A 13,638-nucleotide genomic window follows, 5' to 3' on the forward strand; every position below is an offset into this window, starting at 1 on the left:
GTAGCGAGCATGATGGGAGAGCGAGATCGAATGTTCACGATTTTGAGGCGCATAGTGGGCCTACGCAACGAAAAATCGGGGGCATTTGAGCCGAGCTCCCATCAGCGCAGTAGATTAATCCTCAGTCCGACAGGCTCCTAGGCGCGACGCTCCCCGCAACCGCCGCTTCGCGTCCACCTGCGAAATCGTATATTATACCGCGCCCAGAATGGCACGGAAGGGAATCGAGGTTCCCGTCCGCACGCACTATACCCTCGCGGAGGTTTTCAGAACGGATGTCAGACAACTACCTTTTTACTTCCGAATCGGTATCGGAAGGTCACCCCGACAAGATTGCCGACCAGATCTCCGATGCGGTGCTCGACGCAATCCTTGAGAAGGATCCGGATCCGGAGACCGCCCGCGTAGCGTGTGAAACCATGGTCAAGACCGGGGCGGTGATCGTTGCCGGCGAGATCACCACGGAGGCCTGGATCAACCTCGACGAACTGGTGCGCAAGATTGTTTGCGACATAGGCTACACCAGTTCCGACGTTGGGTTCGACGGCAGCACTTGCGCGGTCATATCTCTGATTGGCAAGCAGTCTTCCGACATCGCCAAGGGCGTCGATCGCACCTCGCCCGAGAGTCAGGGTGCCGGTGACCAGGGTCTCATGTTCGGCTACGCGACCAACGAGACCGACGTCCTGATGCCCGCCCCGATCACCTTCGCCCATCGCCTGGTTGAACGGCAGGCGGAGATGCGAAAGACACACGTGCTCCCCTGGCTTCGACCTGACGCAAAGAGCCAGATCACGTTTCGCTATGAGGACGGCTCAATCTCCGGGATCGACGCTGTCGTCCTGTCGACACAGCATGACCCGGACATCGAATACGGGCACCTTCGCGAAGCGGTGATGGAGAACATCATTCAACCGGTGTTACCCTCCGAGTGGACCAATTCCGACACGAAGTACCATATCAACCCGACCGGCAGCTTCGTCATCGGTGGGCCGGTGGGCGACTGCGGACTCACCGGGCGTAAGATCATCGTGGACACCTATGGCGGCGCAGCGCGGCATGGTGGGGGGGCATTCTCCGGCAAGGACCCGTCCAAGGTGGACCGTTCCGCGGCCTACGCGGCGCGCCACGTCGCCAAGAACGTCGTCGCCGCCGGACTGGCGGACCGATGCGAGATACAGATTTCCTATGCAATCGGCGTGGCCGAGCCTACGTCCATCTCCGTTGAAACATTCGGGACCGGCAAGATCGCCGATGAAAGGATCGTCGCCCTGATCCGGGAGCATTTCGACCTCAGGCCCTACGGGCTGATCCGGATGCTGGACCTAATCCGGCCGATCTACCAGAAAAGTGCTGCCTACGGCCACTTCGGTAGAGAGGAGGTGGAATTCACTTGGGAACGTACCGACAAGGCCGCGGAGCTTCGTGACGGCGCAGGCCTTGGCGCCCAGGTCCAACTCGCCGGATCCTGAAGAAATTACGAGAAGGGGAACATGACCACACAGACAGTAGAGAATCTCCGGCCCGACTATCACGTCGCTGACCTCGAACTTGCCGGCTGGGGCCGCAAGGAAATCGCCATCGCCGAGACCGAGATGCCCGGGCTGATGGCCCTGCGGGAGAAGTACGGCGCGGAAAAACCCCTGAAGGGGGCACGCATCGCGGGCAGCCTGCACATGACCATCCAGACCGCGGTGCTGATAGAGACACTGGTCGAACTCGGTGCGGAGGTGCGCTGGGCTTCCTGCAATATCTTCTCGACCCAGGACCATGCGGCGGCCGCCATCGCTCGCGATGGCGTGCCGGTCTTCGCCTATAAGGGCGAGAGCCTGGCGGAGTACTGGGACTTCACCCACCGGATCATGGAGTGGGGCGACGGTGGAACGCCCAACATGATCCTGGACGACGGTGGCGACGCGACGCTGCTGGTGACGCTGGGTGCAAAGGCCGAGACGGACCCCTCGGTGCTGGACAAACCCGAAAGCGACGAAGAAACCGTCCTGTACGCCGCGATCCGCTCCCGCCTGGCCTCCCACCCGGGATGGTACTCGGCCATCAAGAAGAACATTCGCGGGGTAACGGAGGAGACCACCACGGGTGTCCACCGCCTGTATCAGATGGAGGGGGAGGGTGAACTGCCCTTCCCGGCGATCAACGTGAACGATTCGGTGACCAAGTCCAAGTTCGACAACCTCTACGGTTGCAGGGAGTCACTGGTCGACGGAATCAAGCGCGCCACGGACGTCATGATGGCGGGCAAGATCGCCGTGGTCTGCGGTTACGGAGACGTGGGCAAGGGCTGCTGCCAGTCGCTTCGGGGCCTGGGATGCACGGTCTGGGTGACGGAGATCGATCCCATCTGCGCCCTGCAGGCGGCCATGGAAGGTTACCGGGTGGTCACGATGGAAGACGCCGCCGACAAGGCCGACATCTTCGTGACGGCGACCGGAAACTATCACGTCATCACGCATGACCACATGGCGGCCATGAAGAATCAGGCAATCGTCTGCAATATCGGCCACTTCGACAACGAGATCGATGTCGCTGGGGTCAGCAAATACCAGTGGGAAAACATCAAACCTCAGGTTGACCACATCATTTTCCCGAACGGGAAGCGCATCATCCTGCTGGCCGAGGGACGACTCGTGAACCTCGGCTGCGCCACCGGCCACCCGAGTTTCGTCATGTCCAATTCCTTTACGAATCAGGTGCTGGCGCAAGTGGAGCTCTGGTGCAAGCCCGAGGAGTACGAGAAGCGGGTGTATGTGCTGCCGAAGCAGCTCGATGAAGAGGTCGCACGCCTGCACCTGGACAAGATTGGCGCAACAATGACCACGTTGACACCCAAGCAGGCCGAGTACATCGGCGTTCAGCAGGATGGTCCCTACAAACCGGACTACTACCGTTATTGACGCCGACATCGCGACACGCCCTAAGCAGCATCCGGCGCAAACCGACGGGCGAGGCATTCGGTCCGCGCCCGACCCCGGAGTTCGGAATCGGGGATCCATGGAGTCACAACAACACTACGAAAAGGTTTTCAGCGTCGAGTTCTTCCCACCGCGATCACCGGACTCCGAGGAGAAACTGCAACGGACCCGCGAACGACTGACCACGGAACTCGGGCCCCGCTTTTTCTCGGTTACGTTTGGCGCAGGCGGCTCGACGAGGGATAAGACGCTCGAGACGGTGCTCGAAATCGCCGGCTCGGGTTGCGCCGCGGCGCCGCATATTTCCGGGATCGGTGCCGACCGCGAGCAGGTACGGACGATCATCGAAACCTACCGTGAAAATGGCGTCCGTCACGTGGTGGCGCTCCGGGGGGATATCCCCTCAGGTGTCCGTCACGGGGGCGATTTTCGCTATGCGCGCGATCTCGTTCAATTCATCCGCGAGGAGACCGGCGATCATTTCCATATCGATGTGGCGGCCTACCCCGAATTCCACCCCGAGGCGCTGAGTGCCGGTGACGACCTGGAACACTTTCGCCAGAAGGTCGAGGCGGGCGCGAACAGCGCGATAACGCAATACTTCTACAACGCCGAAGCGTACTTCCGTTTCATCGACAGCTGCGAAACCATGAGCCTCGATCTGCCGGTCGTCCCCGGCATCATGCCCATCGTCAACTTCAAGCAACTAGCCAGGTTCTCGGATAGCTGCGGGGCGGAGATCCCTCGATGGCTGCGATGGCGGCTGGAGGATTTCGGTGGAGACACCGAGTCTCTCAGGGCCTTCGGCACGGACGTCGTGACCAAACTGTGTGACGACCTTCTGGCCGCGGGCGCGCCCGGACTGCATTTCTACACGATGAACCTGGCGTTGCCCACCATCGCCATCTGGAAAAACCTCGGCCTGGATGTCAGGAACCCGGGCAGCGAGACAGCCTGAACTCCCTACCGAAATCCGCACCAATCCGGCATGCGCACCCCACGCGTCTACGTCGACGATGAACTCGAGTCAGATCTGCCGTACCGTCTGGACTCACGCACGCAGCACCATCTGGTCCGCGTACTACGCCTGAAACCGGGAACACGGATCCGGGTATTCAATGGATGCGGGATCGAACGATACGCCGTTGTCACTCAGGCCGATCGACGCGGCGTCTCGGTGAACCCGGGTGAACGGGTCCACGTGCATGCCGAATCCACGCTGCATACCGCGATTCTGCAGGCGGTACTTCGTGGGGACCGCATGGATTTTGCGCTGCAGAAGACCGTGGAACTTGGGGTTAATCACATCCGGCCCGTGTGGACAGAGAATTCGGAGAAACCCTTAGCCGGAGAGCGGCTCGAGCGCAAGCGCAGACATTGGCTCGGTGTGGTCGTCAGTGCGTGCGAGCAGTGTGGCAGATCCAGTCTGCCCCGACTGTATCCCCCCCTAACGTTGACCGAGGCACTGGCCGCCAACACGGTCGAGAATGCATTCGTACTGGATCCGGTCGCCCCGGCAGGATTTCCGGTCACGGCAGACCCACTGGAACGATTGACGGTGGCCTGCGGTCCCGAGAGCGGCCTGAGCCGGAACGAAATCGAACGATGCACAGAAGCGGGATTCCGGAGTGTGCGTCTGGGACCCAGGACGCTGAGGGCAGAGACGGCGGGTATTGCCGCGCTGGCGGCCGCCCAGACCCTGTGGGGCGACTTCCGGACCCGTGTCCCTGATATTCCTGACCCCGGATCGGGCGACCCCAGGTAAGGCGATTTCTGTCGAATGACATACCATCCTGCTTGTCTTTTCGTCCGTCCTCTGTGTTGCGACAACCGTTACATAGCTCGACTATGCGCCTGTTGTCGCGCCTTGATGACGGACGAAAATCCGGCGCAATCCGGTATGCCATTTTCCGGCAATCGCCTAAACCTTCCATGGATACTACCCGGTTGCTGACTGGATCCCCCGTTCCACGCTCGCCAGTTCCGGGATAATCCCCGGCTGCCCTGCAACCAGGACGTTGCGGGCGACGAATTCGTTTGGCTCCGCGGAGTCGTCGTCGACCGGCTCGACGCGCTCGGCATCGAGGACCATCGGCCGGGGGATCCCTTGCAGTTCCAGGGCATAGAACCGCAGGTCGCCGATCCCTTCCAGACCGTAAACTACGACAGTGGCCGGGGTGTCGCCAGACGGACCCGACTCGCGTCCGCACAGGGTCTCGTAGGAAATCAGGGGAATCCTGATCCCTCGCCACTCTATCGATCCGACCAACCAGGCAAGATCGTTACCCGATGGCTCGGGCTCCACGCCCTGCAGAACCTCTGCGACGTTTGCATGCGGAAGGACGAGATTGAACCCCCGCATTGGCAGGAGAAGTGAGCTAACCCGATCGCTTGATTCGGCCATGGTGTTGAGGTCCTGTTGCCGGCGCAGTCCCGTGGGCGATTGGTCGCTTCGATGATCCGCGGGCGCGCGAAGCCTGCCCACGTTCAGGCCCTAGAGAAACTCCCTGATGGAACCGAGCAGATCGCTCTCCTGATAGGGTTTGCCAAGGTACTTGTTGACGCCGATGTTCTCCGCGCGCTGCCTGTGTTTCTGGCCGGTTCGCGAGGTGATCATGATGATCGGGATATCCTTCAGGTCTGGATTGTTTCGTACGTGCGTCGCGAGTTCGTACCCGTCCATACGAGGCATTTCGATATCCATCAGCATGAGATCGGGTTTCTGCTCCTGAAGTTGGTTAACCGCATCGACGCCATCCTTCGCGCTCATCACGACGAAGTTGTTACGCTCGAGCATGCGTGAGGTGACCTTTCGAATGGTAATGGAATCGTCGATCACCATGATCGTCTGAACCGTGGAAACGACTGGCGGTCTCTCGGTCGTATAGTCGAAATTGACCCCTGCCCCGACACGCACCAACCCGGTGACATCGAGAATCAGCACGACGCGTCCGTCACCGAGGATAGTCGCACCGGAGATTCCCCTGGCCTTGCTGATCTGGGGACCCAGCGGTTTCACGACGATCTCGCGATTTCCCATCAGGCCGTCGATCTGCAGACCAGCCCTGAAATCGCCGGACCTGACCAGGAGCACGGGATACATCCGCGACCGGTCGTGCAGATCCGGTTGCGACAGACCGAGCACGGTCCCGAGATACTTCAGTTCGTAGGCATTGCCGGCGTACTCGTAGATCGCGCCTTCCTGCTCGTAGCGATCGCTGAGATCCTCGGCACTGACACTGACGATTCCCTCGATGCTCGTCAGCGGAACGGCGAACACATCCTCGCCCAACTGAACCAGCAGGGCCTGATTGATGGCCAGGGTAAAGGGAAGACGCACGGTGAAGACCGTGCCGACGCCCCGAGTAGAGTCGATGCCAAGATTGCCGTTCAGCTGCTTGATCTCGCTGACGACGACATCCATGCCAACGCCGCGTCCCGCGATCTGTGTCACCTCTCCGGCCGTGCTGAATCCGGACTCGAGGATCAACTGCATGACGTCGTGATTGGACAGCTTGTCGCTGTCGCCGATCAACCCCTGTTTGTATGCCTTCGTGCGTACGGCTTCCAGATCGATACCTGCGCCGTCGTCCGCTACACGGACGACCACCTCGGCGCCGTCCCGGTCGATGCCGATCCGGATATTGCCGGTTTCCGGCTTTCCGGACTGTCTGCGCTTTTCCGGCAGCTCCAGTCCGTGGGATATTGAGTTTCGGATCATGTGCTCGAGCGGGGCCACCATCCTGTCGAGGACGGAACGGTCCAGTTCGTTGGTTTCGCCCATGATGTGCACATCGACCTTCTTTCCCAGTTCGTGCGCTGTCTGCCTGGCAACGCGACGCAGCCGTGGCGCCAGACCCGCGAACTGCACCATGCGGGTTCGCATCAGACCCTCTTGCAGATCGGTGCTGACCCTCGATTGTTGCAGCAACAACTTTTCCGAGTCACGGACGACGTCGCGCAGCATATCCTTGATACTGACCAGGTCGTTGACACTCTCGCCCAGCGACCGCGACAACTGTTGCAGCATCGAGTAACGATCCATTTCCAGGGGATCGAAGTCCTCGCCGTGAGCAGATTTCCCGGGATCCCGGTCGTAGCGATAGAGGATCTGCGCCTCAGTCGCGATATCCACCTGCCTCAGCTGCCGGCGCAGCCGCTCCACGGTTTGTTCGAGTTCGCCGAGGTTGAAGCCGAAGGATAAGATCTGCTGCTCCAACCGCGAGTGGTAGATGTTGACCTCGCCGGCGTTGTTCACCAGATTGTCCAGCAGGTCCGACTTGACACGTATGACTTCCTGCGGCGCGGCTGGCTGCTTCGGCACGCCGGCGACCGCGAGCGCCGGGGCTTCGGCGAGTGCCGGTGCGACCTCCACCTCCGGGGCCGGTTCTTCCCCTCGCAGACGCGCAATTTCCTCGATCATACCGGTAGCCGGGTAGACCGGCTGGCCCTGCCTCGCCTGATCAAGCATATCCCCGATAGCGTCGAACGCCCCATGCAGCAAGCCAAACATTTCAGAGTTGCCCGAAAGGCGTCCCTCGACAACCTCAACGATCATGGACTCCAGCGAGTGACTCAGCTCGCCAATACTCCTGGGGTAACTGGCCATGCGCGCGCTACCCTTGAGCGTATGTAACTGACGCTGCAGTTCGGTGACTGCGTCGCGGTCATCGATATTCTCCGCCCAGGTGTTCAGGGCCCGGTCTCCGGCCTCCATGAGGTCTGCCGCCTCTTCGAGAAACAGCTCGGCCAGCTCCTGATCCTGTTCGCTGGGCTTGTCGGGCATCGGGCCCTGCACTTCGGCGAGTTCTGTTTCTCCGCGTAACGCTGCGATCTCCGCAATCAGTGTTGTATCCGCATGGACCGGCTGGTGCCGGCGCGCCTGGTCGAGCATGTCGCTGATACGGTCGAAGGAGCGATGCATCATGTCGAACATTTCCCGACTGCCCGACAGGCGACCCTCGCTCACCTTGATAACCATGGATTCCAGCGCATGGCTCAGGTCGCCGATGCTCTTGGGGTAACCGGCCATCCGGGCGCCGCCCTTGAGCGTATGTAGCTGACGCTGCAGTTCCGTGACCGCCTCGCGGTCGGCGGTGTTGGCCGACCAGGTCTGCAGGGCCCGATCCCCGGCTTCCATGACATCGTTTGCTTCCTCCAGGAACAGCTCGGCCAATTCCTGATCCTGCTCGCCGGGCATATCCCACACGCCTGGTGCCGCGGCCGCGGGAACCACGGCTTCCTCCGGGACCTCGATCCCCGTCAAAACCTCCTTTTCTTCCAGGGGAGGTGCCACTGCTTCCGCCAGCCGAGGTTCCACCGCTTCTTCCGACGGAGGCGCCACCACGGCTTCCTGCGACCGAATCATCTCCTCGGCCATGGTATCGATCCGTATGCGCAGCTCCTCGTCAACCGGCACGCCGACCGGGTTCTCCTTGAGCAGGGCCAACACCCTGCCGACCTCGGCCGCGGTTGCCGCAACCAACTCAAAGGCGGATTCGTCCACCGTTGAATAGGTTTGCCTTCTCGCCTGCAGGTAGGCCTCCAGGGGGCTGCACAGCTCGTGAATCGCGGGGACACCGGTCGCTCTGGCACTGCCATTCAGGGTATGTACAGCCCGCAAGAGCTCATCGCTCAGCGGCAACCTCGCACGCTGCCTTGCACTCGCCTGAACAAGGGAATCGAAGTCTCGCTGGTGCTGGGTGGCCTCTGTCAGAAAGATATCCAGCAGCTCGGTATCGAAAGCGCTTTCGTCCGCCTCCGTGACCTCGACTTTCTCCGCACCGGCTTCCGGTACCTCAACAATCGGTTCGGACTTGCCCCTGGCCTTTGTCTTGCCTTTCTCGCCCTTGGCCTTGCTCCCAACCGGCTCAGCTTCTTCAGCAGCAGCCGGCTCGGGGATCTCCACCTGCGATTCGCCGAGATCCATCGCCTCGGTGCCGAGTACCTCTTCCAGGGTCTCCCACGTCTTTTCTGCCTGCGGAGGAACCTCCGCCCTTGTCTCAGTCTCCTCCGCGACCGTAACGGCCGCTCGTTCCGGCACAGGCGTCCCCGGCCTGCTCAGTGCGTGCGCCACCGCCATCATGTAGAAAACGTCTTTGTCCGGTTTGCCCCGCCCCTTGATCTGTTCGACGAGTTGTGGAAACACCTCGACCGCGTCGGCGAGCACTTCCAACAATTCGGGACCCGGTGCGGCGGTATTGTCAAGCACCCGATTTATCAGGTTTTCGAAGGCCCAGGAGAACTCCGCAATGACACCGGCCCCGATCATTCGACCACTGCCCTTGAGCGTATGGAACATACGTCGAATGGTCACCATGGTCTCGCTGTCGTCGGTGTTGCGGCGCCATTGCGGGAACAACTCGACGACCTGCCCCACGACTTCGTCGGCCTCCTCGAGGAAAATCTCCAGAATCTCTTCGTCGGCCCCCTCCTCGAGCACCACGAGGTCGCGATACTCGTCCCCGGGGGCGCCAGCGACCGCCGGTTCCCCGGCAAACGGTTCCTGCGCCTGGACGAGCAGGTCGTTGTCCACCGCCGCGGGGCGAAATACAACGGTCTCCCCGGCTTCCTCCGCGAGATTGGCGATGTCGTCCAGGGCCTCGATCAACCCGGACGAGAGATCAGTAGCCGACTCCTCAGCCTCGTGGACCCGGGGCGCAGCAGACCGGACCGGGTACCCCAGTCGCGCCATGCCGATTTCGCCGGGTTCCAGTATAGCGTCGATACTGCGGCCCTGTTTCTTCAGGGACTCGACAAAGTACTCCGCGCTGGAAACGGCGTCGGCAAGGTGTTCGAGCGCCAGTGGATCCGGTATTTCCTCCCCTTGCAATATGCGCTCGTTGACATAGTCTCGAATGGATTTCATCAGGGGTGCCGCAGCCTGCGCGTTCGCCATGACGAGTGCACCCGACAGCGAGTTCAGTAGCGCCGGTACGTCGTTCAGTCGCTGGTGCTGATCGGGCGCAGAGATGTATTCGATAATTGCTTCCTTGATCACCTCGAAGTCCTGCAGGACCTCGCCGACCAAGGTCTCACGCAGCTTGAGCACCTCGGCGAATGGCAACACACCAGTGCTGAAGGCGCTGTCGTCGGCCTCCCCCTGAGACGGGCGAAATGAGACGTAATCATCCAGCGCGCTTTCGACGTTGATCACCACGGTCGCCATGTTCATGATCGCGATTTCACTCGAATCGCTTTCGCCGCTGACGATCCGGTTGACAATATCCGCCTGGTTCATGACCTTGTCGCGCGCGGTCTCCAGACCGAGCATACCCAGCGTATCGGCGATGCGGTGCAGCCGCATGATGACCGCGTCGAGTTCCCCGGTATTCTTCTGCCCGTGGGCAAGAAATATCTCGAGGTTGTCCTTGACCTCCGCGAGATCCTCACGCACGGCATCCGACACCGCGGCCAGGACCTCGACACCGGGGCCGGAGAGACGCTCCCGGACCTTTTCCAGCTCCCGTTCATCTGGCAGGACCTGATTCAGGGAGAACTGCGTCTTGATCGCGGATACGAAACGACCCCGGTCTTCGGCCTGCGCAACGTAGTAGAGGAGGTTCTTGAGCAGATCCTCGTGTTGCTCGCCACCGATCTCGACCTCACCGGCATCGATCAGTTGCTTGATCTCTCGATCCACACGTCCGAGGAGGTTTTTGACCGTCACGCTCGCCTCAAGACCATTGAGCGCCAGCGCCTCGATCAGCGCACTGCTGGCCGCCCACAGCCGTCTCGCCGCCGCTGTCGCGACATCTCGGTAGAGCCGCGCCGTAACGGTCAGCATCCTGGCCAGATTTCCCTTGGCGTCGTATCCCTTGAACCACCCCAGAAGGCCGACCTGAAACGCCTGCCGCAATGCCGGCAGGTCACCCCGGACGTCACCGATCGATCCGGTGTCGATCTCCGGATCGACATCGGCAAGTTCGGGAAAGAACAGGACCTTCCCCGTCATCGGATCCGCGCCGCGGGCACTGCGCATGTCGTTGAGAATCGGTAACAAGACTACGGGCACATCCCGATTGCCCGCCTCGACATGATCGAGGTAGTCCTGCAGTTTCATGACGGACCCCAGAAGCTGCTCGAATGCCTCGTCACGCTGTTCGACCTTGCCCGCCTTGAGCGCAACAGTCAGATCCACGATCTCCCGCGACAGGATCGCGGCCCCCTTGACCTCGACCATCTGCAGCGTGCCGCTAGCCTGCCTGAGCAGGGCGACAACTTCATCGAGCCGGTAAACGTCGTGGTCTTCCTCGATGTAGTCCTGCAACGCCAGCCTGGCGTCCTTCAGGAGCCCATCGAGTTCCTTCTTGACCCAGATCAGTTTGTTGCCTTCGACACTCTGGCTTGCTTTCATCTGCTGCTACCTTTTCACACGGGTTCCAGGAGTCCGGACGGGCTCATGTCCCAAGTGTCGATCAGGCTGGAACCCGCCGTGGTACAAGATGTTCCGTTCCGTGCTCGTCGACCTCCATCGGCGATTCCTCGGCAAGAATCCGCATGTCGGCTTCCTCGGACTCCGGCAGCTTGAAGCCCGCAACCGATGCCTTCAGGTCCGTTGACAGCTTGGTGAGGACCCCGACCGATTCCGAGGTTTCGTTGGTTCCCGCCGACGTTTGCATCGTGATCTCCTGGATCACGTTCATCGTATTGGTGATATTCGCCGCTGAGGTGGCCTGCTGGCGGGCCGACTGGGAGATCGACTGGATCAGGTCCGACAACTCGGTCGAAACCCTCTCGATCTGCTGCAGCGACTCGCCCGCATCCTCGGCGAGCTTTGCACCGGCCACCACGTTGGCCGTGCTCTGCTCCATGGAGATGACCGCCTCGTTGGTGTCGGTCTGAATGGTCTTGACCAGAACCTCGATCTGTTTGGTCGCGTTACCGGCCCGTTCGGCGAGTCGCTGCACCTCGTCCGCCACCACCGCGAAACCGCGTCCAGCCTCACCGGCCGTGGCCGCCTGAATCGCGGCGTTCAGGGCAAGGATGTTCGTCTGGTCGGCGATTTCGTTGATGAGTCCAACGATGTCGCCGATCTCCTGGGAACTCTCGCCGAGCCGCTTGATGCGCTTGGAGGTCTCCTGAATCTGCTCGCGAATCGTACCCATACCGTCGATGGTGCGGCTCACCGCGCTCGTGCCGCCGTGGGCATAGTCCACCGCACGCTGCGCGACCTCGGCCGACGAGCCCGCGTTTCTCGACACCTGCTCTATCGAGTCGGCCATGTCGACCACGGCGGCGGACGCCGCCGCGATCTCGCGGGCTTGCGTGTTACTGGCTTCGGAGAGATTGGAGGTGATTTTCTGTGTGCGTTCAGCAGATCTCGATACCCGCTCCGAGCTATCGTTGATGGTCGCAACGAGATTTCTGAGCGCGTCGATGGAGAAGTTCACGGAGTCCGCGATCGCACCCGTAATATCCTCGGTAACGGTGGCGCGCGCGGTGAGGTCGCCGTCCGCCAGCGTTGCCATCTCGTCGAGCAGTCTGAGGATGGCCTGCTGGTTCCGGTTGTTCTGACCCGCGGACACTTCGGCACGAATTCGCGCACCGCGTACCAGCCGCCAGCTGATGAGAAGCAGGATGACTAGTGAGGCGGCGGCCAGGGCGCCGGCGACGTTCGTCAGCAGGTCGAGCCTCGACCCGTACGACCTGATGGCTGCTTCCAGGGACTGCGTGGTGCCCAGCATCAGGGCGCCCTGGGATTCGATGCTGCTGGCCGCGATATTGCTTTGGTCCAGACCCGCCGCAGACTCGATTATGCCTTCCGCCTGCTCCTTCACCACGGCATAGGCCACCGCCACCTCGCGCAACGCCTCGCGTGCACTGGCATTGGTCAGCTTCCTGATGCCCAGTTCCTCGCTCCCGTTGGCGAATCCCTCCAGCACTTGACCAAACAGTCTGGCGTCAGCACCGAAATCCTCGGCGGCCGTTGCGGACGCCTCGGTACCGGCAAGTACGCGATTGAGACTGTTCTCCATCCGCTGAGCGATCATCAGCTGGCGCGCGGCGATGTAGATCTGCTGCTGCGGCGCCTTGTTCTCGACCAGGACACTAACGACCTCGTCGGAAGTCTCCAGCAGGAAGGGCACGGTCTCCCGAATGATCTCCACATACTCGGCAACGGTCGAGATCGTTTCCTGACCATCCAGTATGGCATTGATACTTCTGCGGTAGGTCTGCCAGTCTCCATCAACCGCGTTCACCTGGCTCCGGATCTCGGCGGGCGCGGCGGATAGCCCGGCACCCTGGTCACCTTTCTTCATCTTGTCCTGCAGTGCATCGAAGGTGTCCCGCTCCTGTCTGAGCTGATCGAATGCCGCGCTCGTTCCCGAGGCGGCTTCCAGAGACAGGGTGGCCATACGCTGGGAAAGCAGCTGCTGTTCCGAGGCGATCGAGAGATACTCGCTCTCATGCTTTGCCTGTATGGTGATGTACACTGCGGCCACACCGACCACCGCGATCAACGCCACCAGAACGACGACGAGAAATATCGTTAACTTGTCACCACCGGTGGATACTTTCATGCTTTGTTTCTCCTGATCGACATGCTCGGGATTCGGACCGGGACAGGAATGCCCTGAAACCGACAAGACGGGTATTGCTGCGGGAACCTGCACCCACGGGTAGATCTCTCGCTACGACGTAAATTCCTTCCGGAGGTCGTCGATCCCCCGGAAGACAACGCGCCGCGAATCGGCGCGAACCGCAT

The 13,638-nt window shown here is 61.2% G+C and carries 7 protein-coding genes; 4 read left to right on the top strand and 3 right to left on the bottom strand.

Annotated features, from left to right (window positions below; translation table 11 throughout):
* The first annotated feature begins 275 nt into the window (after positions 1–275).
* The 4 genes from metK to LJE91_08595 all read left to right on the top strand — a co-directional run bounded on the left by metK (position 276) and on the right by LJE91_08595 (position 4,695).
* A complete protein-coding gene (gene metK, locus LJE91_08580; GenBank protein ID MCG6868765.1) occupies positions 276–1,472 on the top strand; it encodes a methionine adenosyltransferase in 1,197 nt (398 codons plus the stop codon).
* Positions 1,473–1,493: 21 nt separating this feature from the next.
* Positions 1,494–2,912: an adenosylhomocysteinase gene (ahcY, locus tag LJE91_08585; GenBank protein MCG6868766.1), complete on the top strand. Its 1,419-nt coding sequence runs from the start codon at positions 1,494–1,496 to the stop codon at positions 2,910–2,912.
* Positions 2,913–3,009: 97 nt separating this feature from the next.
* Positions 3,010–3,888, top strand: a complete 879-nt coding sequence (metF, locus tag LJE91_08590; GenBank protein ID MCG6868767.1) for a methylenetetrahydrofolate reductase [NAD(P)H] — start codon at positions 3,010–3,012, stop codon at positions 3,886–3,888.
* A gap of 30 nt (positions 3,889–3,918) precedes the next feature.
* Positions 3,919–4,695, top strand: coding sequence for a 16S rRNA (uracil(1498)-N(3))-methyltransferase (locus LJE91_08595; GenBank protein ID MCG6868768.1), 777 nt, complete (start codon positions 3,919–3,921; stop codon positions 4,693–4,695).
* 174 nt (positions 4,696–4,869) lie between these two features.
* Here the strand turns inward: LJE91_08595 and LJE91_08600 are convergent, their stop codons facing one another.
* The 3 genes from LJE91_08600 to LJE91_08610 form a co-directional block, all read right to left on the bottom strand.
* Positions 4,870–5,334, bottom strand: a complete 465-nt coding sequence (locus tag LJE91_08600; protein ID MCG6868769.1) for a chemotaxis protein CheW — start codon at positions 5,332–5,334, stop codon at positions 4,870–4,872.
* A 90-nt stretch (positions 5,335–5,424) separates the two neighbouring features.
* Positions 5,425–11,286 carry an Hpt domain-containing protein gene (locus LJE91_08605; GenBank protein ID MCG6868770.1) on the bottom strand — a complete coding sequence of 1,954 codons (5,862 nt, stop codon included), beginning with the start codon at positions 11,284–11,286 and terminating at the stop codon, positions 5,425–5,427.
* Positions 11,287–11,347: 61 nt separating this feature from the next.
* On the bottom strand, positions 11,348–13,453 hold the full coding sequence (locus tag LJE91_08610; GenBank protein ID MCG6868771.1) for a methyl-accepting chemotaxis protein: 2,106 nt from the start codon (positions 13,451–13,453) through the stop codon (positions 11,348–11,350).
* Positions 13,454–13,638: the final 185 nt, after the last annotated feature.

This window comes from Gammaproteobacteria bacterium, assembly GCA_022340215.1.
Classification (GTDB): domain Bacteria; phylum Pseudomonadota; class Gammaproteobacteria; order JAJDOJ01; family JAJDOJ01; genus JAJDOJ01.

Bases quoted from the DNA above. Each gene is read 5' to 3' on its own strand.
- LJE91_08605 (MCG6868770.1), bottom strand. From the start codon at position 11,286: ATGAAAGCAAGCCAGAGTGTCGAAGGCAACAAACTGATCTGGGTCAAG.
- metF (MCG6868767.1), top strand. From the start codon at position 3,010: ATGGAGTCACAACAACACTACGAAAAGGTTTTCAGCGTCGAGTTCTTC.
- metK (MCG6868765.1), top strand. From the start codon at position 276: ATGTCAGACAACTACCTTTTTACTTCCGAATCGGTATCGGAAGGTCAC.
- LJE91_08595 (MCG6868768.1), top strand. From the start codon at position 3,919: ATGCGCACCCCACGCGTCTACGTCGACGATGAACTCGAGTCAGATCTG.
- LJE91_08600 (MCG6868769.1), bottom strand. From the start codon at position 5,334: ATGGCCGAATCAAGCGATCGGGTTAGCTCACTTCTCCTGCCAATGCGG.
- LJE91_08610 (MCG6868771.1), bottom strand. From the start codon at position 13,453: ATGAAAGTATCCACCGGTGGTGACAAGTTAACGATATTTCTCGTCGTC.
- ahcY (MCG6868766.1), top strand. From the start codon at position 1,494: ATGACCACACAGACAGTAGAGAATCTCCGGCCCGACTATCACGTCGCT.